Source organism: Sulfuricurvum sp. IAE1, assembly GCF_004347735.1.
In the GTDB taxonomy this organism is placed as follows: Bacteria; Campylobacterota; Campylobacteria; order Campylobacterales; family Sulfurimonadaceae; genus Sulfuricurvum.
Map to the genome: position 1 here is coordinate 119,883 of NZ_SLTI01000013.1, position 24,408 is coordinate 144,290.

At 53.2% G+C, this 24,408-nt stretch carries 25 protein-coding genes and 1 tRNA gene; 15 read left to right on the forward strand and 11 right to left on the reverse strand.

Going from position 1 to position 24,408, the window contains the following annotated elements; translation table 11 throughout:
• Positions 1-11: 11 nt before the first annotated feature.
• Positions 12-1,007 (reverse strand): phosphoribosylformylglycinamidine cyclo-ligase, encoded by a 996-nt coding sequence (gene purM, locus E0765_RS03190; RefSeq protein WP_132811782.1) that lies wholly within the window; start codon positions 1,005-1,007, stop codon positions 12-14.
• A 78-nt stretch (positions 1,008-1,085) separates the two neighbouring features.
• Positions 1,086-1,289 (reverse strand): phosphoribosylaminoimidazole synthetase, encoded by a 204-nt coding sequence (locus tag E0765_RS03195; RefSeq protein ID WP_132811783.1) that lies wholly within the window; start codon positions 1,287-1,289, stop codon positions 1,086-1,088.
• 157 nt (positions 1,290-1,446) lie between these two features.
• Between E0765_RS03195 and E0765_RS03200 the strand changes: the two genes are divergently transcribed.
• Genes E0765_RS03200 through dapF form a run of 3 tightly spaced genes read left to right on the forward strand, consistent with a single transcriptional unit; the run spans position 1,447 to position 3,386 of the window.
• Positions 1,447-2,001, forward strand: coding sequence for a spermidine synthase (locus E0765_RS03200; protein ID WP_132811784.1), 555 nt, complete (start codon positions 1,447-1,449; stop codon positions 1,999-2,001).
• Entirely contained in the window at positions 2,001-2,606 is a 606-nt protein-coding gene (gene coaE, locus E0765_RS03205; RefSeq protein ID WP_132811785.1) for a dephospho-CoA kinase, read from the forward strand. Before E0765_RS03200 ends, coaE begins: the two co-directional genes overlap by 1 nt.
• Positions 2,607-2,636: 30 nt before the next feature.
• Positions 2,637-3,386 (forward strand): diaminopimelate epimerase, encoded by a 750-nt coding sequence (gene dapF / locus E0765_RS03210; RefSeq protein WP_132811786.1) that lies wholly within the window; start codon positions 2,637-2,639, stop codon positions 3,384-3,386.
• Positions 3,387-3,396: 10 nt separating this feature from the next.
• On the opposite strand, the gene prfA is transcribed toward dapF, so the two are convergent.
• Both prfA and rpsT read right to left on the reverse strand, forming a co-directional pair.
• Complete coding sequence (gene prfA, locus E0765_RS03215) at positions 3,397-4,464, reverse strand: peptide chain release factor 1 (protein ID WP_132811787.1); 1,068 nt, start codon at positions 4,462-4,464, stop codon at positions 3,397-3,399.
• A gap of 57 nt (positions 4,465-4,521) precedes the next feature.
• A complete protein-coding gene (rpsT, locus tag E0765_RS03220) occupies positions 4,522-4,785 on the reverse strand; it encodes a 30S ribosomal protein S20 (RefSeq protein ID WP_132811788.1) in 264 nt (87 codons plus the stop codon).
• Between the two features lie 126 nt (positions 4,786-4,911).
• Here rpsT and glmM point away from each other — a divergent pair, with 126 nt between their 5' ends.
• The 7 genes from glmM (at position 4,912) to rplT (ending at position 10,045) form a co-directional block, all read left to right on the forward strand.
• Positions 4,912-6,252 carry a phosphoglucosamine mutase gene (gene glmM / locus E0765_RS03225; RefSeq protein ID WP_132811789.1) on the forward strand — a complete coding sequence of 447 codons (1,341 nt, stop codon included), beginning with the start codon at positions 4,912-4,914 and terminating at the stop codon, positions 6,250-6,252.
• Positions 6,245-6,688: a signal peptidase II gene (lspA, locus tag E0765_RS03230; protein WP_132811790.1), complete on the forward strand. Its 444-nt coding sequence runs from the start codon at positions 6,245-6,247 to the stop codon at positions 6,686-6,688. Before glmM ends, lspA begins: the two co-directional genes overlap by 8 nt.
• 43 nt (positions 6,689-6,731) lie before the next feature.
• Positions 6,732-6,807 (forward strand) — tRNA-Val (locus tag E0765_RS03235).
• Between the two features lie 109 nt (positions 6,808-6,916).
• Positions 6,917-8,725 (forward strand): threonine--tRNA ligase, encoded by a 1,809-nt coding sequence (gene thrS, locus E0765_RS03240; protein WP_132811791.1) that lies wholly within the window; start codon positions 6,917-6,919, stop codon positions 8,723-8,725.
• On the forward strand, positions 8,722-9,252 hold the full coding sequence (gene infC / locus E0765_RS03245; RefSeq protein ID WP_255417832.1) for a translation initiation factor IF-3: 531 nt from the start codon (positions 8,722-8,724) through the stop codon (positions 9,250-9,252). The genes thrS and infC overlap by 4 nt, the downstream gene beginning before the upstream one ends.
• A gap of 145 nt (positions 9,253-9,397) precedes the next feature.
• Positions 9,398-9,592, forward strand: coding sequence for a 50S ribosomal protein L35 (rpmI, locus tag E0765_RS03250; protein ID WP_132811792.1), 195 nt, complete (start codon positions 9,398-9,400; stop codon positions 9,590-9,592).
• Positions 9,593-9,691: 99 nt separating this feature from the next.
• Positions 9,692-10,045: a 50S ribosomal protein L20 gene (gene rplT / locus E0765_RS03255; protein ID WP_132811793.1), complete on the forward strand. Its 354-nt coding sequence runs from the start codon at positions 9,692-9,694 to the stop codon at positions 10,043-10,045.
• A gap of 85 nt (positions 10,046-10,130) precedes the next feature.
• On the opposite strand, the gene E0765_RS03260 is transcribed toward rplT, so the two are convergent.
• The 4 genes from E0765_RS03260 to rsmA all read right to left on the reverse strand — a co-directional run bounded on the left by E0765_RS03260 (position 10,131) and on the right by rsmA (position 14,021).
• Positions 10,131-10,373, reverse strand: coding sequence for a hypothetical protein (locus E0765_RS03260; protein WP_132811794.1), 243 nt, complete (start codon positions 10,371-10,373; stop codon positions 10,131-10,133).
• Between the two features lies 1 nt (position 10,374).
• Positions 10,375-10,995: an FAD-dependent thymidylate synthase gene (gene thyX / locus E0765_RS03265; RefSeq protein WP_132811795.1), complete on the reverse strand. Its 621-nt coding sequence runs from the start codon at positions 10,993-10,995 to the stop codon at positions 10,375-10,377.
• 81 nt (positions 10,996-11,076) lie between these two features.
• The gene (locus E0765_RS03270) at positions 11,077-13,161 is read right to left on the reverse strand and encodes a ribonuclease J (RefSeq protein WP_132811796.1); all 2,085 of its coding nucleotides are present in this window, start codon (positions 13,159-13,161) and stop codon (positions 11,077-11,079) included.
• A gap of 83 nt (positions 13,162-13,244) precedes the next feature.
• A complete protein-coding gene (gene rsmA, locus E0765_RS03275; protein WP_132811797.1) occupies positions 13,245-14,021 on the reverse strand; it encodes a 16S rRNA (adenine(1518)-N(6)/adenine(1519)-N(6))-dimethyltransferase RsmA in 777 nt (258 codons plus the stop codon).
• 181 nt (positions 14,022-14,202) lie between these two features.
• Between rsmA and hisF the strand changes: the two genes are divergently transcribed.
• From hisF to rlmN, 3 genes are read left to right on the forward strand one after another with little or no spacing between them, the layout of a single operon-like run.
• A complete protein-coding gene (gene hisF, locus E0765_RS03280) occupies positions 14,203-14,964 on the forward strand; it encodes an imidazole glycerol phosphate synthase subunit HisF (protein ID WP_132811798.1) in 762 nt (253 codons plus the stop codon).
• Positions 14,961-15,497: a purine-nucleoside phosphorylase gene (locus tag E0765_RS03285; RefSeq protein ID WP_132811799.1), complete on the forward strand. Its 537-nt coding sequence runs from the start codon at positions 14,961-14,963 to the stop codon at positions 15,495-15,497. Before hisF ends, E0765_RS03285 begins: the two co-directional genes overlap by 4 nt.
• On the forward strand, positions 15,490-16,566 hold the full coding sequence (rlmN, locus tag E0765_RS03290) for a 23S rRNA (adenine(2503)-C(2))-methyltransferase RlmN (RefSeq protein ID WP_132811800.1): 1,077 nt from the start codon (positions 15,490-15,492) through the stop codon (positions 16,564-16,566). Before E0765_RS03285 ends, rlmN begins: the two co-directional genes overlap by 8 nt.
• Positions 16,567-16,658: 92 nt before the next feature.
• Here rlmN and E0765_RS03295 read toward each other — a convergent pair whose 3' ends face one another.
• Positions 16,659-17,354, reverse strand: a complete 696-nt coding sequence (locus E0765_RS03295; RefSeq protein ID WP_132811801.1) for an outer membrane protein OmpK — start codon at positions 17,352-17,354, stop codon at positions 16,659-16,661.
• The gene (locus E0765_RS03300) at positions 17,332-18,174 is read right to left on the reverse strand and encodes a M23 family metallopeptidase (RefSeq protein ID WP_132811802.1); all 843 of its coding nucleotides are present in this window, start codon (positions 18,172-18,174) and stop codon (positions 17,332-17,334) included. Before E0765_RS03300 ends, E0765_RS03295 begins: the two co-directional genes overlap by 23 nt.
• A gap of 155 nt (positions 18,175-18,329) precedes the next feature.
• On the opposite strand from E0765_RS03300, the gene E0765_RS03305 reads away from it, so the two are divergent.
• Complete coding sequence (locus E0765_RS03305; protein WP_132811803.1) at positions 18,330-19,232, forward strand: ABC transporter substrate-binding protein; 903 nt, start codon at positions 18,330-18,332, stop codon at positions 19,230-19,232.
• Positions 19,229-21,685 carry a GGDEF domain-containing protein gene (locus E0765_RS03310; protein WP_132811804.1) on the forward strand — a complete coding sequence of 819 codons (2,457 nt, stop codon included), beginning with the start codon at positions 19,229-19,231 and terminating at the stop codon, positions 21,683-21,685. The genes E0765_RS03305 and E0765_RS03310 overlap by 4 nt, the downstream gene beginning before the upstream one ends.
• Here E0765_RS03310 and E0765_RS03315 read toward each other — a convergent pair.
• Positions 21,652-24,213, reverse strand: coding sequence for a cation-transporting P-type ATPase (locus tag E0765_RS03315; RefSeq protein WP_132811805.1), 2,562 nt, complete (start codon positions 24,211-24,213; stop codon positions 21,652-21,654). The two genes, E0765_RS03310 and E0765_RS03315, sit on opposite strands and share 34 nt — an antisense overlap.
• Positions 24,214-24,408: the final 195 nt, after the last annotated feature.

Consider the following 24,408-nt stretch of genomic DNA (forward strand, 5'->3'; position numbering starts at 1 on the left):
GGAATGAAGAATCAGACGAGGACCGCTTCGCGTTTGCCCTCTTCGAGTTTTCCGATGACATATCCGTCGGTGTTGGCAAGGACGGCATCGACGTTTTCCGGACGGACGACGAGGATCATTCCGACCCCCATGTTGAACGCGCGGAACATTTCGGAACGTTCGACATGCTGGCCGATTAGTTCGAAAATAGGGAGAACGCGGATCGAGGATTCGTCGATCACGGCGCGCAGCCCCTCGGGAAGGACGCGGGGGAGGTTCTCGACGATACCGCCTCCCGTGATGTGGGCGAGGGCCTGGATTTTGTCCTTGTTGGCCTTGAACGTTTTGACGTAGATGCGCGTAGGGGTGAGAAGGGTTTCGATGAGGGATTTGCCCTCGAACTCATCGTCGAATTTCATCCCCATTTTTTCCAGCAGTACCTTGCGTGCGAGCGAGAAGCCGTTGGAATGGAGCCCCGAACTTGGCAGCGCGATAAGAACGTCTCCCGCAGCTACTTTATCGGTCCGGTCGAGTTCGCTTTTTTCTCCGATACCGACGGCAAATCCGGCGAGGTCGTAGTCGTCTGAATGGTACATCCCCGGCATTTCGGCCGTTTCGCCGCCGATGAGGGCACATTCGGCCTGGCGGCATCCTTCCGCGATACCGCCGACGACCGCAGTGGCGGCAGCCACATCGAGTTTACCCGTCGCATAGTAATCGAGGAAAAACGAAGGAGTTCCGAAGTTACAGATGAGGTCGTTGACGCACATGGCGACGAGGTCGATCCCGACGGTGTTATGGATTCCCGAATCGATGGCGAGTTTGAGTTTCGTACCGACACCGTCCGTTGCGGCGAGCATGACCGGTTCTTTGTATCCTGCAGGCAGTTCGAAAGCACCCGCGAACGATCCGATCCCCCCGAGAACTCCGGGAACGGCGGTCGATTTGACCAGCGGTTTGATGTTTTCGACGAAGCTGTTGCCCGCATCGATATCGACACCGGCATCTTTGTAGCTGATTTGGCTCATAAAAATCCCTCACCTGAAATAGTGAGGGAATTATAACGCAAGAGTCGTTAGGGGAAATTGAGAAGGGCGGTTTAGCGGTTAATCTTTTTTATCGCACGATCCGAAGATTTTCCGGAACATCCAGATCGAAGGACAAAAATCGGTCAATGCCCAAACCAGGACCATCAAAATTACGAAGCTCTGGATGATAACCGCCCATTGAAGCTGGCCGTTCATGAAGAGCACCATAGCCACGGTCAGGACGATGGCCATCAGGAAACGCTGAATTTTTTCTGCACACATGTTGAACTCCGTTGGATAGTGGATTGTGCCGAAATTATAGCGAAACGGAACGGTACAACCTTTAATGTCTGAGGCTACGGCGAATATTCAATGCCTTTTAATCTCCGCATGTTACAATCGCTCGAAAATTCTGCTAAAAGACGAGAGACCCGTATTGATGAAAACGTTTATTTACCCCGAAATGATGGTCCACGTTCCGATGTGTACCCATAAAAATCCCCGATCGGTGCTGGTTTCGAGCGATGAAGCCGGCCTTCTGGGAGCCGAACTGGCGCGGTATCGTGACGTTGAAGCGGTGTATGCCCCCACCGCACAACTGCTCAATACCCTGCGCGACGCGCTGGATAACAGCGCGGACGTCGTGATCCTGGACACACAATGCGACGATGCGGCGGTATTGGCCCATCTGAACCGCGTTCTCAAAAACGACGGGTTGTGCGTTCTCCGCCATCGGGACCTCGACGAGGTCGAAGCCAATACGAAACTGATGCAGATACTCGGCAACTATTTCAAAATTATCATGCCCTATACCGTCGGGGACGGAACGACGCTGCTATTGTGCTCCAAAGAGTACCATCCCACCGCGGATCTGATTTTGCAGCGCAGCGACCTCCTCGAAGGACAAAACTACTACAACTGCGATATCCATACGGCCGCTTTCGCCATGCCGCAGTACATCCGCAAAAATTATCTGGGAATCATCCGCAACTGATGCCGTATCGCTACGCCATTGCTTTGACCGGAGGGATCGCTACGGGTAAAAGCACCGTGGCCTCCCTTCTCGCCCTCAGCGGCCTTCGGATCATCGATGCCGACACCATTTCCCACCGGATACTCGACCAGAACGCCGGATGGGTTGCGGAACATTTCGGCGATACCTTCGTGAAAGGGGACAAGGTCGACCGCCCCGCACTGGGGAAATTGGTATTTGCCGATCCCGATGCCAAAAAAGAGCTCGAAAATTTTCTACATCCCAAAATCCGTGCGGCCATCGAGGAAGAGAGTGAAAAACAAGACGCCCTCGGCTACCCCTACCTGATCGATATTCCCCTCTTTTTCGAGACGCAGTCGTACCCCATAAAAGATTCGGTCGTCGTCTATACGCCCAAAGCCCTTCAGCTCGAACGCTTTATCAAGCGCAACGGTTTTTCGGAAGAGGAGTCCCTCCGCCGTATCGGGAGCCAGATGGACATCGACGAGAAAAAAGCACGCGCGACCTGGGTCATAGACAACTCTTCCAATCTCAAACACCTTCAGGGCGAATGCGAACAATTCGTCGAGACGATTAAAGCGCTCTATCCCGTCCCTAAGGTATAATGGCACACATTATATCCGAAGGATTCCCGTATGCTCCAAATCGCCAAATACTGTGCCAGCGGCAACGATTTCGTTATTTTTCACGCGTTTGAAAAAGCCGACCGTTCCGAACTCGCCCGAACCCTCTGCGACCGGCAGAACGGGATCGGCGCAGACGGGCTGATCGTTCTGGTACCGCACGAAAGTCTCGATTTTGAGTGGGAATTCTACAATGCCGACGGTTCCACCGCCTCGATGTGCGGCAACGGCAGCCGTGCGTGCGCCCATTACGCCTGGCGTTTCGCTCTTGCGCCCGCATCGATGTCCTTTCTGACGGGAGCGGGAGTGATCAAAGCGCGGGTGGAAGGATCGATGGTGCAAAGCGATCTGACCCCTCCGCGTATCGTGGAACGGGAGATCGACGAAGCGGGAATGAAATGGTGGCTTATCGACACGGGGGTTCCCCATCTTATTACGTTTGATGCGGACATCGACGATTTCAACATCGAACTCGCACGCGGGTTACGCCATAAATACAACGCCAACGTCAATATCGCCGCACGCAACCCTGATGGAACATTACGGGTGCGCACGTACGAGCGCGGGGTGGAAGATGAAACCCTCGCATGTGGGACGGGGATGGCCGCGTCGTTTTATCGCGCCAACCGCGAAGGGCTTGTTCCGGACCAAACGCAGGTATTCCCCAAAAGCGGGGAGACGCTGTATCTGGGGCTCGAAGAGGGTGTGATTACTTTCAAAGGGGAAGTCAAAGGGGTGTTTGAGACGCTCTGGAAGTGGTAAGAGGGGCTGGTTAAAGCCCGTTCTGCTCCATCAGCTTCGCCTGCGCGTCCGCAATCAAAGGTTCGATGATATCGTCCATCAGTCCCCCTTGCATGATCTCGTCAAGACGATAGAGGGTAAGGTTGATCCGGTGGTCGGAGATGCGGTTCTGGGGATAGTTGTAGGTGCGGATCCGCCCTGAACGGTCCCCAGAACCGACCTGCTCTTTCCGCTCGGCCATCTCTTTTTCCTTGGCCTCTTCCATCTGCATTTCATACAGACGCGCCTTGAGGATCTTCATCGCTTTGTCTTTGTTTTTGTGCTGCGATTTCTCATCCTGGTTGGTGACGACGATTCCGGTCGGAAGATGGGTGATCCGCACCGCAGAGTCGGTCGTGTTAACGCTTTGGCCGCCGCAGCCGGAGGAGCGCATGACGTCGATTTTCAGATCGTTTTCGTTGATCGTGATTTCCACGTCGTCGACTTCGGGCATCACCGCAACGGTGATCGCCGAGGTGTGGACACGCCCCTGCGATTCGGTCGCGGGGACCCGCTGAACCCGGTGGGTTCCCGCTTCGTATTTGAGGCGCGAATAGACCTGGTCACCTTTGATGAGGGCGATGATCTCTTTGTATCCCCCAGCATCGGACGGGCTGGTACTCATCAGCTCGATTTTCCATCCCTTGAGGTCGGCGTAACGGACGTAGGCGTTGAACAAATCACCGACGAACAATGCCGCCTCATCTCCGCCGGTGCCGGCACGCAGCTCGATGTAGATGTTGCGCTTGTCGTTAGGATCGGCAGGGATCAGGAGTTTTTTGATCTCTTCTTCGAGGGGTTCGATCCGGGGTTCGAGGGATCTGAGTTCCTCTTTGGCCAGTTCGCCCAGCTCGGAATCGAAGATAAGCCCTTTGTTTTCGTCGATGTCGGCAAGGAGCTTTTTATACTCGGTCGCCTTGGCGTAGATGCTCTGCAATGAGGACTGCTCTTTGGAGAGTTCGGTCATCCGTTTGACGTCGTTGCCGATATCGGGGGAACTGAGCAGTTCGGTGATCTCGTTATAACGGTTGATAAAAGGGGTGAGTTTGTCGGCTAACATGGTGATAGTCCAGAAAGGGGATGGTTGCCTCGTAAAGAGGCAAAGCAAAAAGGTGATTTACGCCAGTTTGTTGACGGCGAGGTGGAGGCGGCTGACTTTGCGAGCGGCAGTCTCTTTTTTCAAGACACCTTTGCTAACATATTTGTGAAGGTTGGCGTTAGCGATAACAAGAGCGGCTTTTGCCTCGTCTTTGTTGCCTGCTTCAACGGCAGTGCGAACTGCTTTAACGATGTTTTTGATACGTGTGCGGTAAAACCGGTTGCGTTCTGTACGCTTTTCCGTCTGGCGGATACGTTTCAATGCTGACTTATGGTTTGCCATGGCATTTATCCTTGTCGAATTTTTTTTAGGGTAGAATGCTACCTTAAAGATAATTAAATTTAAGTTAAAATTTATAGGTTTTGACATAAAAAAGTTTAATTAATGTAAAAAAGGAAGAAAAAAATAATGAAACTTTTTGGAACCGATGGGGTACGGGGAGAAGCAGGGTCATTTTTGACGGCGGAATTGGCGATGCGGGTGGCGATGGCGGCCGGGATCTATTTCCGCGATCACGCACGGACGAAAAAAATTCTGGTCGGTAAAGATACCCGCCGAAGCGGCTACATGATCGAAAACGCCATCGTCAGCGGCCTTACGGCAGTCGGATACGATGTCGTCCAGATCGGTCCCATGCCGACCCCCGCGATTGCGTTTCTGACCGAAAACATGCGCTGTGACGCGGGAATCATGATTTCGGCGAGCCATAACCCCTACGAAGACAACGGGATCAAATTCTTCGACGCCCACGGCAACAAGCTTTCCGAAGAGATCGAGGCGCAGATTGAGGCGATTGCCCACGACAGAGCCCGCCTCGAAGAGGGGCACGTGACCGGGAAAAAGATCGGTTCGGCCAAGAGGATCGACGACGTGATCGGGCGCTACATCGTGCAGCTCAAAAATTCGTTCAGCCGCGAATTGACATTGCAGGGGCTTCGGATCGTCCTGGATACCGCCAACGGAGCGGGGTACAAAGTAGGGCCGACGGTACTCGAGGAGCTCGGAGCCGAGGTGATCGTCCTGCACGACAAACCCAACGGATTTAACATCAACGAAGGGTGCGGGGCGCTCCATACCAAAGACGTCCGTGAAGCGGTCAAACAGTACCGCGCCGACATCGGACTTGCGCTGGACGGCGATGCGGACCGCCTGATCGTGGTGGATGAAAACGGCGAGGAGGTAGACGGCGACCAGATTCTCGGAGCGCTCGGGCTCTTTTTGCACCGCAGCGGGAATCTCACGGGAGGCGGCATCGTTGCGACGGTGATGAGCAACCAGGCGCTTGAAGACGCGATGAACGCCGAAGGGTTGAAGCTGTTCCGTTCCAACGTCGGGGACAAATACGTACTGGAGCAAATGCGCGAAAACGGGATCAATTTCGGCGGTGAGCAAAGCGGACACATCGTCATGCACGATTACGCCAAAACCGGAGACGGGCTGGTGAGCGCGCTCCAGGTTCTGGCGCTTCTCCTCACCTCGGGCGAAAAAGCAAGCCGCGTTTTGCGGCCGTTCGAACTCTATCCGCAAAAACTCGTCAACATCAAAGTCAAAACGAAAAAGCCGCTTGAGCGGATCGAAGGGCTCGAAGACGAACTCAAAAACGTCGAAGCGCAGCACATGCGCCATCTGATCCGCTATTCGGGGACCGAGAACAAACTCCGTATCCTGCTGGAAGGGAAAGACGCCAAAGTGATGGAAAAAGAGATGGAGCGCCTCGTGGCGTTTTTCGAGAAGGCATTGAATGCCTAGAGCATTTGCGTTTCTGCTGCTGGCCGCGATCGCCGTTTTCGTCGTCGATCAAAACATCAAGGCCGTTTTCGTCGAAGGATTCCGTCACTATACCGAATGCATCGACCTCATTTTGGTCTACAACCGCGGAGTGGCGTTTTCGATGTTCGCATTTCTCGAAGAGGCCCTCAAATGGATACAGATCGCCCTTCTTGCCGGGGTTGTGGGGTATACCTTGTGGCTCAAAAAGAACTGTTACGTCGTCCCGGTCGGGATCATGGTCGGAGCCGGAGCGTCGAACGTCTATGACCGGTTTGTTCACGGCGGGGTTGTCGATTACGTCTATTGGCACTGCGGATTCGATTTCGCGGTGTTCAATTTCGCCGACGTCATGATCGATTTTGCGGTAGTGTGGCTGCTGGTTTTGAATTTTTGGCCACGTTATTGTAAAAATTAAGTCGCTTTTAACTTCCGGGCGGCTATAATTTCGTCCTCTCAATGGTCGCATAGCTCAGTTGGTAGAGCACTACCTTGACATGGTAGTGGTCACAGGTTCAAGTCCTGTTGTGGCCACCATTTTTCTTTATTTTCCCCAAGATTCTCCCTCTTTTTAAAACCGTTTAAACTCAATCCAATCAACATTTCCGTATAATCCGCGATATTTTCTCACACAAGGGTTACCCTTATGGATATTATTGCGATCAAACATAACGATCAGATTGTCGATTTGCAAACCGCTCAGGCGCTGGGAATCAGCGGCGAAGAGATTGCCTACGACAATTCTCCCGAAGCGCTGGAAGTGATCCGCCACTCATGCGCCCACCTGATGGCCGAAGCGATCAAAAAACTCTATCCCGAAGCAAAATTTTTCGTCGGTCCCGTCGTCAAAGAGGGATTTTATTACGATTTCAAGGTCAATGCCCATATCGGTGAAGAGGATCTTAAAACGATCGAAAAAACGATGCAGGAGATCGTCAAGAAAAAAGAGGCGATTACGCGTTACGAGATTACCAAAGACGAAGCGCGCGCAAAGTTTGCCGACGACCACCTCAAACAGGCGGTCATGGATCGCATTCCCAGCGAGACGGTGTCGATTTACAAGCAGGGCGAATTCGAAGACCTCTGCCGCGGGCCGCATTTGCCAAGCGTTGGGCTTCTGCGTAACTTCAAGCTGACCAAGATTTCGGGTGCTTACCTGGGCGGCGACAGCCAAAACGAGATGCTGACCCGCATCTACGGTATTGCGTTCGCGGACAAGGAATCGCTTAAAAACTACCTGGAGATGATGGCCGAAGCCGAAAAACGGGACCACCGCAAAATCGGTGCGGAGATGAAACTCTTCACGTTCCGCGAAGAGGTCGGAGCAGGATTCCCGATCTGGCTGCCGGCGGGTGCACGGATGCGATCGCGCCTGGAGCAGCTGCTGTTCAAAGCCCATCGCAAGCGCGGTTATGAACCGGTACGCGGTCCCGAGATGCTGCGTTCGGATTTGTGGAAAGTTTCGGGGCACTACCAAAATTACGGCGAAAACATGTACTTCACCCACATCGACGAACTTGAGTTCGGGGTGAAACCGATGAACTGCGTCGGTCACATCAAGGTGTACGAACATGATTTGCATTCGTACCGAGACCTGCCGCTCAAATATTTCGAGTACGGGGTGGTTCACCGACACGAAATGACTGGGGCTTTGCACGGGTTGTTCCGCGTCCGCGAGTTTACCCAGGATGACGCCCACATCTTCTGTACGGCCGAGCAGATCGAGGAACAGATCATCGAGATCGTCGATTTCATCGACGGGATCATGAAGTCGTTCGGGTTCGAGTACAAAATGATGATCTCCACCAAGCCCGAAAAAGCGGTCGGTGACGATGCGGTGTGGGAGATCTCGACGAACGCGCTTAAAACCGCCCTCGACAAACACAGCCTCAAATACGACATCGACGAAGGCGGCGGGGCGTTTTACGGACCGAAGATCGATATTAAAATCCTCGATGCGATCGGCCGTGAATGGCAGTGCGGGACCGTACAGCTCGACTTCAACCTGCCCGAGCGTTTCGAACTCGAATACAACGGCGAAGAGAATGTCAAAATACAGCCGGTGATGATCCACCGTGCGATTTTAGGTTCATTTGAGCGTTTTATTGGTATATTGACGGAGCATTACGCTGGGGAATTCCCGATGTTTATCGCTCCGACGCAGGTTGCGATCGTTCCGATCGCCGAGCCGCACGTAGCCTATGCGCGCGAACTGGGCGATAAGCTGATGGACCTCGGAGCCGATTACGAGATTTTCGATAAAAACGAAAGCCTCAACAAACGGATCCGTACGGCGGAAAAAGGGCGGGTTCCGATGATCATCGTGTTGGGCGATGAGGAGGTGAACTCCAGAAACGTTGCGGTACGTGACCGCCGCAAACGCGAACAATACAACCTGAGCGAGGAAGAGTTCCTTGCTCTCGTCAAAAACAAAATAAATGAGGTACATTTTTGAGTAAAAAACAAGACCGAGTCCTGATGAACGAAGATATCAGGGTCCCTGAGGTACGCTGCGTTATCGACGGCGGCGAAGCATTAGGTATCGTTTCCATTAAAGAAGCGATGGACAAAGCAAACGATATGGGGCTCGATCTCGTCCTCATCTCTCCGGATGCGAAACCCCCCGTCGCTAAAATCATGGACTACGGCAAGTTTCATTACCAAGAAGAGAAAAAGAAAAAAGAAGCGCGCAAGAAACAGACCAAAGTCGAAGTCAAAGAGATCAAGCTGTCGGTTAAAATTGCCGATAACGACATCAGCTATAAAGTCAAACATGCGCGCGAATTCCTAAGCGAAGGGAAACACGTCAAATTCCGCGTTTTCCTTCGCGGACGCGAAATGGCGCATCCTGAAGCCGCCGAAGCGGTCCTTAAAAAAGTATGGCCGATGGTCGAGGACGTCGGAACGATGGATAAAGCTCCCGCGATGGAAGGACGTTACTGCAACATGCTCGTTCTTCCGAAAAAAGAAGACAAAAAATAAACCTCTTCTCCTGCTTAAGCGGGAAGGGTATCCCTTCCCCTCTTCCCCCCGTTGCCTCCTTGCGATTGTCCAGAGACGTATCTTCAACAATTTTATGCTATAATTCGCCCCTCTTTTAGAGAATTTTTGCGAAAGGATCAAGTCGATGCCAAAAATGAAGTCGGTTAAAGGGGCGGTAAAACGCTTCAAAGTAAAGAAAAACGGCACTATCAAACGTGGTACAGCGTTCCGCAGCCACATTTTGACAAAGCAAGATGCAGCTACCCGTCGCAAGCAAAACACTCCTAAAGTGGTTGCTAAAGTAGACGAAAAAGCGATCAAAAAAATGATCGTAGGCTAAACGCCGCGAGAATACCCTCCAGATTTGTCTGGGCAAGTCCGCACAAGAGCGGCACCCCGTCATTAAAATTGAGATGTACCGGGTAAAGAAAGGAAAACAATGCCAAGAGTTAAAACAGGTGTCGTAAGACGCAGACGTCATAAAAAAGTATTGAAACTTGCACGCGGTTTCTACAGCGGAAGACGCAAACATTTCCGTAAAGCGAAAGAGCAGCTCGAACGCTCACTCGTATACGCATTCCGCGACCGTAAACAGAAAAAACGGGACTTCCGTAAACTGTGGATCATCCGTATCAACGCGGCTTGCCGCCTTAACGGTATGAACTATTCGACTTTCATGAACGGTCTTAAACGTGCCAACATCGAACTTGATCGCAAAATCCTTGCCGATATGGCTATGAACGACGCGGCGGCATTTACCGCCCTCACCGCTCAGGCTAAATCAGCACTCTAAAAAGTGCGGGGCTCTTCAGGGCCCCACTCTCTTCTTATACAATCCCCGCTTTTTATCATACATTGCCATGCGCAAAGGCATGACATCATTGTTCGATTTTGTACCCTTTGTTTTCGAGGCATTTCTGGCACTCAATCGTGAGCGGTGCGCGCGAAGCTTTGGTCGCTGCTTCGAGGTCGTAGACGCGGCATTCGGCAAAATCGGCCCGCGCGCGGTCTTCGTTGGTCCCCGCGGGACAGATCATCCCGTTGATGACCAGTTGCTTCTCGGCGCATCCGCTTGAGAGAAAAGCTGCCGCGGCAGCGGCGATAAAGATCCGTTTTTTCATATCAGTGTTCCTCTTTGAGTGAATTTTCGAACAGGTATCGGTGCTCTTCGGGCAAAGCCTCATAGACGGCGTGCGCCAGGTCACGAATCTCCCAGAGTGCGGCTTTGTCGCTGCGCAAAGAGATAAAATTCTGAAGACTTCGGGCATTGATTGTCCAGGTGAGTTCGGTTTTGTAGCTCTCGGGAAGGCAGTATTTGGCCCGATCGTTGCTGATACCCTCTACCAGTACGGCACGCAAGTTTTCGAGCGCACGAATGCTCATTTCGTCAACGACCGGGACATCGGTCATCACGAGGTATTTTGAGGCCCGTTCCTTGTGGTCGATCGCAAACGGCTCTTCGTCTTTGAGCTCTTTAAGGGTGTAGCGCGTGCTTTTGACGCTCAGACTGGCCATACGGTGCCGGGCAAGCTCCTGGAGGAGCGCCCGGCTGATCCCTTCGATATAGAAGTTGTAGACGAGGTGTTCAAGTGTCGAGGCATGCTTGAATTTGTTTCCGACGCGATCGATGAGCTCCCGGTCTTTTTCACCGCCGTTGTCGCTTTTGTCAAAGCTCTGCCAGCAGGTGCGGATGGCGTCGGAACAGATTACGAGTGGAGTATGGTGATGAAGGGTGACTTTCATGGCGTGTCTTTACCTGGGAGGATTGTCTTGAAATTTGAAAGAGTATAGCGAAAAAAAGATTAAGGTGTGCGGATGCACACCTTACATAACGAATACGTGAGGGACGATGAGAGGATATTTTTTCATCTTGCGGTAGATGTGCTTGCGCACCACCTGGCGCAGATCGTTTTCGAGCGCCTTGGGGTTCTCGATGAGTCCCGGTTTCATGTTCAGGAGGAAGTGTTCGAGAACGTCTTCCATCTCGGCGGCAAATGCTTTGTCGTGACGGTCGGCGACTAGGCCGAAGCTCGTAACGAGGGGTTTGGAGAGGAGATGCGAATCGGCGGCACTGACCTGTGCGACAAGAACCACCATCCCCTCGGATGCCATTTTCTGGCGGTCGATGACGATATCGTCTTCGATCTGGTGGTTGTTCTGGTTATCGATGTAGGTTTTACCCGTTTTAACCGTTTTGGCTTTGCGCATGAATTTGGGACCGACTTCGATGCAGTCTCCGTCGCTCATCAAGAGGATGTTGCGCTCGGGGACGCCGCATGCAATCCCGGTCTCTTTGTGTTTTTGGATATGGTTGTATTCCCCGTGCACCGGGAGAAAGAATTTCGGGTTGGTCAGGCGGAGCATCAGTTTTTGTTCTTCCATGCTTGCATGCCCTGAGACGTGGATATCGCGGTCATTGGCAACTTTGGCACCCGCACGCTGGAGATAGTTGAGCATTCCCGAAATCGATCCTTCATTCCCCGGGATGGCACGGGCGGAGAGGACGATCAGGTCGGTAGGTTTGATTTTGATGTGGCGGTGTTCGCCGATCGCCATGCGGAACAGCGCCGAGCTGGGCTCCCCCTGGCTTCCTGTGGTGACGATCAGGACGTCCTTGTCGCTCATGCGGTTGGCTTCTTCGGCATCGATGAAGATGTTTTTGGGAAGTTTGATGTAATCGTACTGCATACATACTTCGAGGTTACGCTCCATCGAACGGCCGATGACGCACACTTTCCGGTTGTATTTCATCCCCGCCAGGATTGCCTGGTAGACCCGGTGGATGTTCGAGCTGAACGTTGACATGATGATGCGCCCCTCGGCTTTGGCGAAGATGCGGTCGAAGCCAGGGGCGACGGAGAGCTCGCTCGGCGTCCAGTCTTTGTTGTAAGAGTTGGTTGAATCCGAAAGGAGGCACAGAACCCCTTTTTCACCGTAGTGCGCCAGACGGTGCAAGTCGGCGGTATAGCCGTCAACCGGCGTGTGGTCGATTTTGAAGTCTCCGGTGTGGATGATCGTTCCGGCTTTGGTCGTGATCGCCAGGGCCGATGAATCGATGATGGAGTGGGTCATGTGCATCCATTCGATTTCGAAATCGTTACCGATTTTGTAGGGGACCCGTTTGACGATAGGGTTGAAGTAGCGGCGGAAGTCGCGCATGTGATGCTCGTCGAATTTGTTACCGATCATCGCAAGGGGAAGAGGGGTTCCGTAGATCGGGAACTGCATCTCTTTGAAAAAGTAGGGGACGCCTCCGATATGGTCTTCGTGGGCATGGGTAATGATGACCGCGACGATTTTCTTACGGATCTCGCGCAGATAACTGAAATCGGGGACCAGGATGTCGACGCCGTGCATCTCCTCGTCCGGGAAGCTCATCCCGATATCGATGATGATCGCTTCGTTTTCGGTCTCGATGACGGTGATGTTTCCGCCGATTTCGCCCAGTCCGCCCAGCGGGGTGATGCGCACTTTTTCGTTACTGTTGAGGTCAAGTTTGTAGTGCGGGTTGAGACGGTTGCGGTGCGCATCCTGATTTTTGCCGACGAAGTCGCGGAGGTTGGAGTCGATCGGTGCGCTTGGGGCACCGCGGCGTCCGCCGCGTCCACGGTCGCGTCCCGAACGGTTGGTTTCGGCTTCATTGGTCCCTTCGGCACCTTCGGCCGGGCGTTCGCCGCGTGGAGGGCGGTTGTCGTTGCGCGGGCGTTCATTACGCGGTGCACGGTTGTCGTTGCGGGGGCGTTCGCCGCGTGGAGGGCGGTTCTCGCGCGGTGCGCGTGCCTCTCCCTGATTCTGATTCTCGCCCGTCCCTTCGGCCGGACGGCTGTTTCGGTTGCGGAACGGCCGGCGTCTGCGGTTGCGGGATTCGCCTTGCGGCTGTGATTGCGATTCTGTTTTGTCGTCTGTCATGTTGTATTTCCTTCTCAACGCGTATTAGCGTGATAGATGTATTTTGTCGAATGCCCTACCAGTCGAGAAAAGCCGAAAGAGGCTTAGTGCAAAAGGGTGTAGAGCCGGTGATAGTCGGAGGTGCTGAGCTGATGAGGTCGGACGGTAGGGGCAAGCTCAAGCGATTCAAAGGCTTGAGCGAGCGTTTTCCCGTCGCAGCGTGCGGAAAGATTTTTGTAAAGGGTTTTTCGCGGCTGCGCGAAGGCGGCGCGCAACATCTCTTCAAACCCCGTATCATTACGATTCGCCGTTTTTCGAATGAGCAGTACGGCTGAATCGACTTTGGGAGCGGGCTCGAACGCGCTCGGCGGAACGTGAAGGACGATACTCGTCTCTCCTGCGCTCTGCGCAATGACGCTGAGGGCCCCGAAAGCTCTCTCTCCGGGTGCGGCGGAAAATTTTTCCGCCACTTCACGCTGAATCATGACAAGCAGGTTGCGGCACGCCGGATCGGCGAGGGCTTTGAGGATGATGTTCGTCGCGATATAGTAGGGCAGGTTCGCCACCAGATCGTACGGTTCGTCCAAAAGCTCACTCTTCCAGTGCTCCAGAACGTCTCCGCAGCGGAGAGTCAGGGCGCCGGTAGCGATGGCATCGGCAAAATGGTGCTCCAAGTGCTTGCACAAGTCGGTATCGACCTCAAAAGCGGTGACACTTTTGACATCAACTAAATATTTAGTCAAATCACCTAATCCAGGCCCGATTTCAGCGATACGGTGAGGCGTATCGGGCATCGATTGGATGATTTGTGCCAAAACGGCTTCATCCCGTAAAAAATTCTGGCCAAACTTTTTTTTGGCGATTGCGGCACGGTTCTGCATCAAAGAGATTATAGCCAACCAAGTGTTAATCCCCAATTAAACCAAAAAATAAAACGTTTGAGAACGGTTTGCGTTGAAAACATCTATTTTATTTTCTTATCGTTACTTTTGGTAATGGGGGGTTAAGAGAAGAGGGGGTATAATAAGAACATTATGAACAGAAGGCAGGGTGTGCCCAACCATGGAGAATTTTTTCGCTAAACGGATCATTCCGTGTCTCGACGTCAAAGACGGACGGGTCGTCAAAGGGGTGAATTTTGTCGGTCTCAAAGATGCCGGGGACCCCGTCGAAGTCGCCAAACGGTATAACGAAGAGGGGGCGGACGAGCTGACGTTCCTCGATATCACCGCCTCGCACGAGGAACGCGACACGATCGTCCATATCGTCGAGCAGGTGGCTAAAGAGGTATTCATTCCGTTGACCGTCGGCGGCGGTATCCGCAAACTTGACGACATCTACCGCCTCCTTGCCGTCGGGTGCGACAAAGTCAGTGTCAACTCCGCGGCGATCAAGCGCCCCGAACTGATCGATGAAGGGGCCAAGCGGTTCGGAAGCCAGTGCATCGTCGTCGCGATCGACGTCAAACGTACCGGCAACCAATACAACGTCTATCTTAACGGCGGACGGGTCGATACGGGGATCAACGCCCTCGACTGGGCACGCGAAGCGGTCGACCGCGGGGCGGGGGAAATTTTGCTCACCTCGATGGACGCCGACGGCACCAAAGCGGGATTTGATCTTGATATAACCGGCCAAATCAGCCGTATGGTCAATGTCCCCGTCATTGCCAGCGGCGGGGCGGGGACGATGGAACACATCAAGGAGGCGTTTGAACACGGTGCGGACGCGGCACTGGCGGCGAGCATCTTCCACTACCGCGAAATCGACATCATGGACCTCAAACGCTACCTCAGTTCCGAGGGGATTCCGGTACGGTTATGATTTTATGCGCGGGCAATAACGAGACGTTTGATTTTGCGACTCCGATCGGGGTTGGGCTCATTGACAGTGCGATCAATCTGACGCGCCACTGCTTGGTGCACAAGCCCGAATTCCTCCTCTTTGTGGGGAGTGCGGGGAGCTACGGCGACCACGCCATCCACGCCATCGTCGAGTCTAAAACGGCGGCTAACATCGAGTTAGGCTTTTTGGACCAGAGTGCTTATACCCCGATTGATAATGTGGTTTCGGCACAAACAGAGGATGTGAAAGAGGTTATCGTCAACTGTTCCAACTACATTACGACGAGCGAGGAAGCGATGGAGAAATTTCGCGCGCTGGGTCTTGGGATCGAGAACATGGAATTTTTCAGCGTGATGCGGGTCGCGCAGATTTTCGGCATCCCCGCGGGCGGGGTGTTCTGCGTCACCAACTACTGCGACGCGAACGCCCATCGCGATTTTATCGCCAATCACGGGTTTGCCAAAGTGCTGTTGAGCGAGCACCTGAAGGAGAAAGGATTGATCCGTGGATAAACAATGCATCCTCGACTACACGAAAGCCGAACTGGCCTCCATGGTGAAGCCCTCGTTTCGTGCCAAGCAGATATGGGGGTGGATTTACCATCAATACGCAACATCCTTTGATACGATGCAAAACCTTCCCAAAACGATGCGCGAGGAGCTCGCGCACGAATACGACATTATGCCGCTCAAAATCGTCCGCAAGGAGTGCTCAAGCGACGGGACGATCAAGTACCTCTTCGAACTGCGCGACGGCAAAACGGTCGAAACGGTGTGGCTTAAAATGAAGGACGAAGCGCTTGACGAGGAAGGGAATATTGAACACGAGGCCCGTTTTACCGTTTGCGTCTCGACGCAGGTAGGGTGTAAGGTGGGGTGCTCGTTCTGTCTTACCGCCAAAGGGGGATTTACCCGGGACCTGAGCGCGGGGGAGATTGTCGCGCAGGTGCTGGCGGTGAAGATGGACAACAACCTAGCCGCCCACCGCCGCCTCAACATCGTCTACATGGGGATGGGGGAACCGCTCGATAACCTCGATAACCTGGCCAAGGCGATCCAGATCCTTAAAGATGAAGAGGGGTTGTCGATTTCGGGCAAACGCCAGACCGTTTCCACCAGCGGTCTGAGCACCAAGATCGACAAGCTGGGAGAGATGGACCTGGGTGTCCATATCGCGATCAGTCTTCACGCCGTCGACGATGAGCTGCGCACCGAACTGATCCCGATGAATAAAGCCTATAATATCGCCTCGATCATCGACGCGGTCAAACGTTTTCCCATCGATACCCGAAAACGGGTCATGTTCGAATATCTCGTTATCAAGGGAAAAAATGACGATCTGGGGTCGGCGAAAAAACTGGTAAAACTGCTGCACGGGATCAAGGCGAAAGTGAACCTGATCTATTTCAACCCCTATCCCGGAAGCGATTATCAGCGCCCGACCCGCGCGGATATGGTTGCATTTCAGGAATACCTGATTAAGCACGGTGTGCTCTGCACGATCCGTGATTCCAAGGGGCTCGACATCAGCGCCGCGTGCGGTCAGCTCAAAGAAAAAGATTTAAAGGAGGCGGTACAATGAGCGCGATGGATTGGTTTCAGGTCGGGTTTTTGGTGCTGGTCGTCGGTGTCGGCCTGGGGGGCTTTATCTGGGCCGTGCTGAAAAAAGATTGATTACCAGCTGTATTTGACCATCGCCTGAAAGACGCTGTTGTCGGTGTCGGAGCCGTTCTCACGATAATAATGCCATTCGGTCCCGATGCCCAGTTTCCCCTCCCGGATCCCCAGAAAAGGGGAGAGATTGAACAGCAGCTGGTTATGCGTCAGAAAATCGGCTCCCGTCCAGTCGAAATACCCCTCGAAAAGCCACTTTTCGCTCAAAGTCACGGAATAGTTTGCCGAGAGCTGATAGGTATCGTTCATTTGCGAACGCGCTTTACGGTAGGCGTTGACGCTGAATACATCGAATCCCGGAACGTTCAAATCGCATCCCATCCCGTAAAGATCGGCCCGATAGCCGTCTGCACGATTATGCTGATAGGCTGCGTACCACTCTTTGAATACCCCTGAAGAAGTGGGAATATCGGCGATTTTACTGAGGCTGATTCGGGGTGAGAATTCTCCGTAGAGATCGTTTTTCTTTCCGCTGAACCGCAACCCGTTCGGGGTGTAGGCGTAATCGACGAACGCAAACACATCCCCGTACCCGAACGTCCGGTAATGCTCCGCGGTCAAAGTGTGTTTAGTCCCCTGGGCGGTATCCATGAACGTGGGTCCTTCGAAACGCCCGTAGAGATACTGAAGGTTCGTCGTCGAAAAAGCGTGGAGAGCCGAAGCCAGCAGCAGGCTAGCGAGAAGCGACGGTCGCATCGGACTCCTTCTCAAACAATCCGTTGATCCGCTCGATCAGGTAGAGCGGATCGGTTTGGCGCGAGTGCACCATCATACCGAAATGAAGGTGCGGTCCCGTTATCCGTCCCGTAGCTCCGGTGAGACCTATCACTTCTCCCTTCCTGACGTATTGCCCAGCCTTGACGTTGTAGCGGCTGAGGTGAAAATAGCAGCTGTAAATCCCTTCGCCGTGATCGATGATGACCGTGTCCCCGGCATAATAACGCTCTTTGGCAAGAACAACGACTCCGTTGTTGGCGGCCAGGATCGGTTGTGGGGTGCGCGCGCGAAAATCGACCCCCCCGTGATAGCTTTTGAGGGTTCCGTTGTAGGTGCGCTTGGCGCCGTACACGCTGGTGATGTTCGAATCCATCGGGCGAATGAACGGTTCGTCCCAGTAACGTATTGGTGTGAACGTTGCGTAAAGCGCTTCTGCTTCGGCTTTTTCTTGCTCGATCCTCTCCATCGCTTCGGGAGGGGGCGTCACTTTGGCGGGATCGACACTGAGGGTTTCGGAAGGGTAAAAAGCATTGCGGACGTTTAAGTCGATCGGGAGGTTTTTCCCGGGGGCGTTCCAGGTGATGTTGTAGTCGCCCTCGGAGGCGTAATAGTCGACCGGAACGATAACGATCCCTTTGGTGCGATCACGTGGGTGCGCGACGACGCTCAGGTTGGTGTCCCCTACCGATATTTTGCCCGCAGGCAGCGGCAGGACGATCAAAGCGCTTTTGCCGTTAAAAGTTTCGTTTCCCCACCCCAAAACGGACAGAACCGATAAGAAAATAAACCAGTGTTTCAAAAGTATCTCCCCGGAAAAAATCGGCGTTATTGTAGCATTTACCGTTGATCGGCGGGTAGCGCCGGGTGCGATTGCCCGTCAATGCGGTGAATGATCCGGAAAATTTATGTTACCATATGAGACCAAGGCATGAAAATTCATTAAAGGGCATCCTGATGAAAAAAGCGTATGTTGTTATTATCGCCCTTGTTATGCTCATTTCGATGGTTGCCGTTTCGTTGTACTATTATCTCAACCGCCCCACTACAAGCTCCGAAATACGGATTTCGACCAATCCGTGGGTAGGCTTTACCCCCCTCATCTACGCGCAGGAAAAAGGGTGGCTGGACGATTCCCCGTTCAAATTCATCTGGCTGGTCGACCTGACCGATAACGCCCGTCTGTATCGCCGCGGTTTTACGCAGGGGTTTACGGCGACGCAGTATGAACTGATGCATTTTAAAGAGCAGCATGCCATCAAGCCCGTTTTTTTGATCGACCATTCCTACGGGGCCGACGCCATCCTCTCAAACCGTTCTCTGGATGAGCTTCGTTCGTCCAAATCGCCGGTGAAAGTTTTTCTTGAGCGGGGATCGCTGAACGAAGATTTTTTCAATGCGTTTGTGCGTGAAAACGGGCTGGACCCCAAAATATTCAGCCAGATTGATTCATCCCAGAAAAACATCTCCGCGATGCCGATGCTGTCCGAGGCGGTGATGCTTATCTCGTATTCGCCCTACCTTTCGGAATTGCAGAAAAAAGGGTACCGCACGGTCGCGTCGACACGTACGTTGAAAAATTTTTACGTTATCGATGCCCTTTTTGTGGATGAAAAAGTGATCGATGGGAATGAAGAGGAGTTTGCCCGCCTCAAAGAGATCATGGTCCTGGCGATCAAACGCTTCAAGCAAGATCCTAAAGAGTATTATTCGGTGATCAAAGGGTATCTGGAAGGGCAGACCTACGAAGAGTTCATCGAAAGCACCGAAGGGATCGAATGGCTTCACGACACGGTTCCGCCCACAATTGTCGAGTATCTCCAATCGCAAAAGATTAAAACTGACAGGTTGCTGCCGTGAAGATCCAACGCTTCGTCCTGATCAATATTGTCGTAGCGTTTCTGGCGATTTCGGTCGTATCGGCGGGATTTTATTACGTCGAGCGGATGATAACGCTGCGCTACGTGGCGACGGCGTTGAATCAAAGCATTTTCAATCTCGAAGAAGACCTGAGCAAAGCGCTGCAAGACAACCGGTCCGATTCGATCCAGACGCTGCTTGACCAGTCGGCCGCGATCGACAATGCGGTGGCGGTCTTTTCCCTGTCGCACGACGGGAAAACCGTCAGTGCGTCTTCGTCCCGCACCCTCGCGGGAAAAATGATCGCCGAGGGCTACCTTCCGGTTTCACAGATCCAAGAAGGGATACGCGATCACCATCTGCTGTATGCGGCGGAGATCACCTATTTCCCCGAGTCTCGGCAGGAGCGGGCGTTGCTGCTGGTCGAGCTGAACGAGGAATTCATTTACAGCCGTCTCAACCAGATCGCCCTCTTTTACGGGCTCTCCCTTTTCCTGGTTTTTGGGGCCGTGGCGCTGAGCCTCTACGGTGTCGTGCGCCGTTGGATGATCCGTCCGCTTGAGGAGATTGCCGATCGTGCCCGAAAACAGGAAACGGGGCATCGGGATCATCTGATCGAAGAATTTTCTTTGCTGGATGCGACACTGGGTGAATCGTTCCGTTCAATGAAAATCCAGCAGGATCATCTGCGAGAAGCACTCGATGAAACCCGTTATCTTGATGGAATACTGCGCACGGTAGCCGATATCAATCAGTATCTGTTAACCGCCCGGAATGTGGGCGAACTGCTCCATCATTCCTGCAACCGCCTCGCGCAGCATCCCGGGTACGAGTTGTGCCATATCGCGTTGCGGACCAACAGCTCTTTGGTCATCGAGGCGTTTTCGATCGATGCCACAGGATACCTTTATGGCGGGATGAAGATCGATCTCGATCAGGAACACCTCGACGAAAGAGATCCCTCCGTCGTCGCGTACACCGAGAATGAAACGGTCATAATCGACCATCTTGAGCATAATACGTCGCTGGGGGCATGGCGCTACATCGCTGAAAAAGGGCAGTTCGGATCGGTCATCGCCATTCCGCTCGTCGAAACGATCGACGCCCCGCCGATAGGGGTTATGACGATTTATGCAAAAAATTCTCACGGTTTTGAAGCCAAAGAGATCGCGATGCTCGAAGAGCTCGCCGGCGATATCGGATTCGCGGTCGGTTCGTTCACCCAGCGTACCCGGCTCCAATACCATCTTACAACCGATGCCGTGACCGATCTGCCTAACCGTTTTTCGTTGGTCGAAGCGCTGGAGCGCAAAGGGGTATCGGCCCTGGCGATCATCAACATCGACCGTTTCAGCGATATCAACGATGTCTACGGGATTACGATCGGGGATGCGATCCTCTCGGGATATGCCCATTGGCTCAAGCGAATGATTGCGGCCGAACCCCATATTTCGCTTTACAAGATGGGGAGCGACGAATACGCGCTGGTGTATGAAGAGTGCAATGACTTGAGTTACTGCATCGCGTTTTTGGACCGCCTCATCGCGATGACCCAAAAAGAGTCTTTCGTCATCGAGGGGATCGAGATTGTCCTCACCATCACCGTCGGCATCGCGCCCGCATCGGAACGGGTGCTCGAACACGCCACCGCCGCACTTAAGGAGGCCAAGCGCAAACGCCGTAGCCTGGAGGTATTCTCGTACGAAGTGAAGCAGGAGCAGGGAAACAACATCGCCTGGTACAAACGGATCAAGGAAGCGGTCGAAGAGTCGCGTATCGTCCCTTTCTTTCAGCCGATCGTCGATAATGCAACGGGCAGGATCATTAAATACGAGGCCCTGATCCGTCTGATCGATACGGAGGGGAAAGTAGTCTCCCCTTACCTGTTTCTTGAAATTGCCAAAAAAACGAAAATTTATCCCGAATTGACCAAAATCATGATCGACAAAGTGATTGCGCGCTTCAAGGGAAGCGAGTTGCCGGTGAGTCTTAACCTCTCGACGCAGGACCTGATCAACCCCGAATTGGCCGATTACCTTGAATCAACCATTATGCGTGAAGGGATGGGACGGTTGATTATTTTTGAAATTCTCGAAAGCGAGGGGTTCGAAAATTACGATGCGGTATCAGCGTTCGTCGATCGGTTCAAATCGATCGGGTGCCGATTCGCGATCGACGATTTCGGATCGGGATATTCGAATTTCGACCATCTTCTCAAACTCAACGTCGATACGATCAAAATCGACGGGACCCTCATCAAAAACCTTCCGCATGACCGGAATGCGCAGATTTTCGTCAAGCATATCGCCGAATTCGCCCATGAGATGGGAATCAGTACCGTTGCCGAATTCGTATCGAGCGAAGAGATTTACGAACGGGTCAAAGCCAGCGGCGTCGATGCGTCGCAGGGGTATTATTTTTACGAGCCTTCAGCCGAGTTGGTCGAGCCGTAATTTTTTTTCTTTCGTTGGAGTGCTGCGTAGTATTCCCCCCATTTATACCCCTCTTCCAGCATAAAAATTCCCAAAGACGCAACGAGAACGTAAAATATTATTTCGGCACTCGGGGGGATGACGTGGAACCATTCGGGGATGATGTACAGCGCAACGCCCTGAAGGAGAATTCCGGCACTGATCCCAAGCCATAACCAGGGGTTGATCGTCAGGGTACGTTTGATGTTTTTCAAAAAAGGTTCTTCCTCTTTCTGGGCAAAAACGGCGTTTATCCATTGGGCGACAACCACCGTGCAGAAGGTGGCGGTCAGGGCCGTTTCGTAGGGGTGGTTGCCCGAGAGGAGGTAGAAAAAGAGGGCAAGCGACATCAGCGCGGTCGAAAAGGCAAACCATGCCAGGCGCAGCAGCATCGCGTTGTCCAGGAATTGTTTGTTCATTCTGCGTACCCCTCTTCGCATGACGTCTCCCTCTTCTTTGCACATGGCGAAGGTCTTGTCGTTGACCCCGTCGGTGACAATGTTGATCCATAAAATCTGGGTAGGATGAAGGGGAAGGGGAAGACCCATCAGTATGGCGCTGCTGATGATAAGAATTTCTCCCAGACTCGTCGAGAGGAGATAAAAGAGGACTTTGCGCAGGTTGTCGGCAATGATTCTTCCTTGGCGCACGGCATCGATGATAACTCCCAGATTGTTGTCGCCGATGACCATTTTCGAAGAGGACTTGGCCGCTTCGCTGCCGTTGCCCATAGCGATACCGAGATCGGCCGCCTTGAGGGCCGGAACGTCGTTGACTCCGTCTCCGGTGACTGCGACGATTTCTCCTTCTTGCTGCAGGATGCGGACGATACGGTATTTATGTTCGGGCATTGCCCGGGCGACGACGTCGATAGAGCGCAGTTTTTCGGCGAGCGCATCATCGCCGATCCGATCGAGATCGCTCCCCCGGAGAATTCGGGTCTGACCCGTGCTGATGCCGACTTCGCGGGCAATGACTCCGGCCGTGACCGGATTGTCCCCTGTTATCATAATCAATCGGATTCCCGCTTCGCGGGCTACGGCGATCGTTTCGTTCAACCCCGCTTTGGGACGGTCGGCGAAGGCGATGAGCCCCGTCATGACGATCGGTGCGGCGGAAGGATCCTCCCAATGATGATCGCTGAACCCGAACGCCAGAACCCGCAACCCCTGCCCGGCCATCGCATCATGGGTATCTGCGAGGAGTTTAAGCTCCCGTTCGGGATTGATGGCCAGGGGGAGAATGGCTTCATACGCCCCTTTGACGTAGAGTTTTTCATCCTCCCAAAGACGGTTAACGGTAGCCATCATGCGGGTGAGGGGATCGAACGGATGGAAATAGATCCTTTCGTAGCGGTTTCGGAGCGTTTCATACGCATCTCCGAGCCATTGCGCCAGGGCGACGTCGACGGCATCGCCCGTACCGTTTAGCGAATCGTTGCACAAAGCGGCGCACAGCCTGAGTTTTTCCGGATCGAGCGCAAACTCCTTTTTGACGGATAAGATCCCTTCGGTAAGCGTCCCCGTCTTATCCGTTGCGATCACCGTTGCACTGCCCAGCGATTCGACGGAAGGGAGATGGCGAACCAGTACTTTATGACGGCTCAGCCGGTATGCCCCGATCGCGAGGGTGAGGGTGATGACGATCGGGAGCCCTTCGGGTACTGCGGAAACGAGCTGCGCGAGCATGAAGGTTGCCACTTCCTCGATACTTCGCCCCTGCATCATTGCAATGGCCGCAAGCAATGAGAGGATCGACACGATCGACACAATCAGGAGTTTGGAAAAGTAGCGGATGGATTTGGTGAGAGGCGAATGGGGGGATGCTTCCTGGGCTGAGCGGGCGATACGGGCTATTTCGGTCGACTCTCCCGTTGCCGTGACGATCCCGAGGGCTTTGCCCCTGAGTACGGAAGTTCCCGAAAAAACGGTGTTCGAACGTTCAAACAAGGGGGTATCGGGGGCGAGTATCATGTCGGCATTTTTATCACAGGGGAGAGATTCTCCCGTCAATACCGCTTCATCGACTTGAAGAGCGTGCGATTCGCAAAGCCGCATGTCCGCCGGGACGATATCCCCTTCGATGAGGAGTACGATATCTCCGGGAACAAGTTCGCGCGAAGGGATCAGGGCGTCGATTCCGCTTCGCAGAACCTTGGCATGGCTTTCGGTCAGTTTTTGCAGGGCGCGGATCGATGTTTCGGCTTTAAGTTCCTGATAAAAACCCAAGAAAGCATTGATCGTTAAAACGGCGAGGATGATCACGCCGTCCTTGTTATGGCCCATAGTAAAGCTGATCAGGGCCGCCGTAAGAAGGATCCAGACGATGGGGCTTGCGAACTGCCCGATGAAAAGTGAGATTTTGGAACGCTCTTCTTCCCGGATACCGTTGGCCCCGAAACGACGGAAGCGGTTTTCGGCATCGAGTGCGCTAAGCCCTTCTGAGGAGGTTTCCAAACGGTTTAACAGATTGCCGGTCGTTTCGGACCACGGAGAGGAAGGAATGTTCATGATGCCGCCTTTTTCCGGGGGTGGCAACAATTATAACGCAGTCAAATAAACAGATCGGATAATCATAATGGGTATGAGATTGAAGAAAAAGAGTTGAAGGGTGGTGCGGACGAAAGGACTTGAACCTTCACACCGTGAGGCACCAGATCCTAAGTCTGTTTTTTGGCATTTTTCATAATTTCTTAAATCTTTTCA

Excerpts from the sequence above, each read along its gene's own strand:
- purM (WP_132811782.1), bottom strand. The coding sequence starts at position 1,007 with ATGAGCCAAATCAGCTACAAAGATGCCGGTGTCGATATCGATGCGGGC.
- E0765_RS03195 (WP_132811783.1), bottom strand. The coding sequence starts at position 1,289 with ATGTGTGCAGAAAAAATTCAGCGTTTCCTGATGGCCATCGTCCTGACC.
- E0765_RS03200 (WP_132811784.1), top strand. The coding sequence starts at position 1,447 with ATGAAAACGTTTATTTACCCCGAAATGATGGTCCACGTTCCGATGTGT.
- coaE (WP_132811785.1), top strand. The coding sequence starts at position 2,001 with ATGCCGTATCGCTACGCCATTGCTTTGACCGGAGGGATCGCTACGGGT.
- dapF (WP_132811786.1), top strand. The coding sequence starts at position 2,637 with ATGCTCCAAATCGCCAAATACTGTGCCAGCGGCAACGATTTCGTTATT.
- prfA (WP_132811787.1), bottom strand. The coding sequence starts at position 4,464 with ATGTTAGCCGACAAACTCACCCCTTTTATCAACCGTTATAACGAGATC.
- rpsT (WP_132811788.1), bottom strand. The coding sequence starts at position 4,785 with ATGGCAAACCATAAGTCAGCATTGAAACGTATCCGCCAGACGGAAAAG.
- glmM (WP_132811789.1), top strand. The coding sequence starts at position 4,912 with ATGAAACTTTTTGGAACCGATGGGGTACGGGGAGAAGCAGGGTCATTT.
- lspA (WP_132811790.1), top strand. The coding sequence starts at position 6,245 with ATGCCTAGAGCATTTGCGTTTCTGCTGCTGGCCGCGATCGCCGTTTTC.
- thrS (WP_132811791.1), top strand. The coding sequence starts at position 6,917 with ATGGATATTATTGCGATCAAACATAACGATCAGATTGTCGATTTGCAA.
- rpmI (WP_132811792.1), top strand. The coding sequence starts at position 9,398 with ATGCCAAAAATGAAGTCGGTTAAAGGGGCGGTAAAACGCTTCAAAGTA.
- rplT (WP_132811793.1), top strand. The coding sequence starts at position 9,692 with ATGCCAAGAGTTAAAACAGGTGTCGTAAGACGCAGACGTCATAAAAAA.
- E0765_RS03260 (WP_132811794.1), bottom strand. The coding sequence starts at position 10,373 with ATGAAAAAACGGATCTTTATCGCCGCTGCCGCGGCAGCTTTTCTCTCA.
- thyX (WP_132811795.1), bottom strand. The coding sequence starts at position 10,995 with ATGAAAGTCACCCTTCATCACCATACTCCACTCGTAATCTGTTCCGAC.
- E0765_RS03270 (WP_132811796.1), bottom strand. The coding sequence starts at position 13,161 with ATGACAGACGACAAAACAGAATCGCAATCACAGCCGCAAGGCGAATCC.
- rsmA (WP_132811797.1), bottom strand. The coding sequence starts at position 14,021 with ATGCAGAACCGTGCCGCAATCGCCAAAAAAAAGTTTGGCCAGAATTTT.
- hisF (WP_132811798.1), top strand. The coding sequence starts at position 14,203 with ATGGAGAATTTTTTCGCTAAACGGATCATTCCGTGTCTCGACGTCAAA.
- E0765_RS03285 (WP_132811799.1), top strand. The coding sequence starts at position 14,961 with ATGATTTTATGCGCGGGCAATAACGAGACGTTTGATTTTGCGACTCCG.
- E0765_RS03295 (WP_132811801.1), bottom strand. The coding sequence starts at position 17,354 with ATGCGACCGTCGCTTCTCGCTAGCCTGCTGCTGGCTTCGGCTCTCCAC.
- E0765_RS03305 (WP_132811803.1), top strand. The coding sequence starts at position 18,330 with ATGAAAAAAGCGTATGTTGTTATTATCGCCCTTGTTATGCTCATTTCG.
- E0765_RS03315 (WP_132811805.1), bottom strand. The coding sequence starts at position 24,213 with ATGAACATTCCTTCCTCTCCGTGGTCCGAAACGACCGGCAATCTGTTA.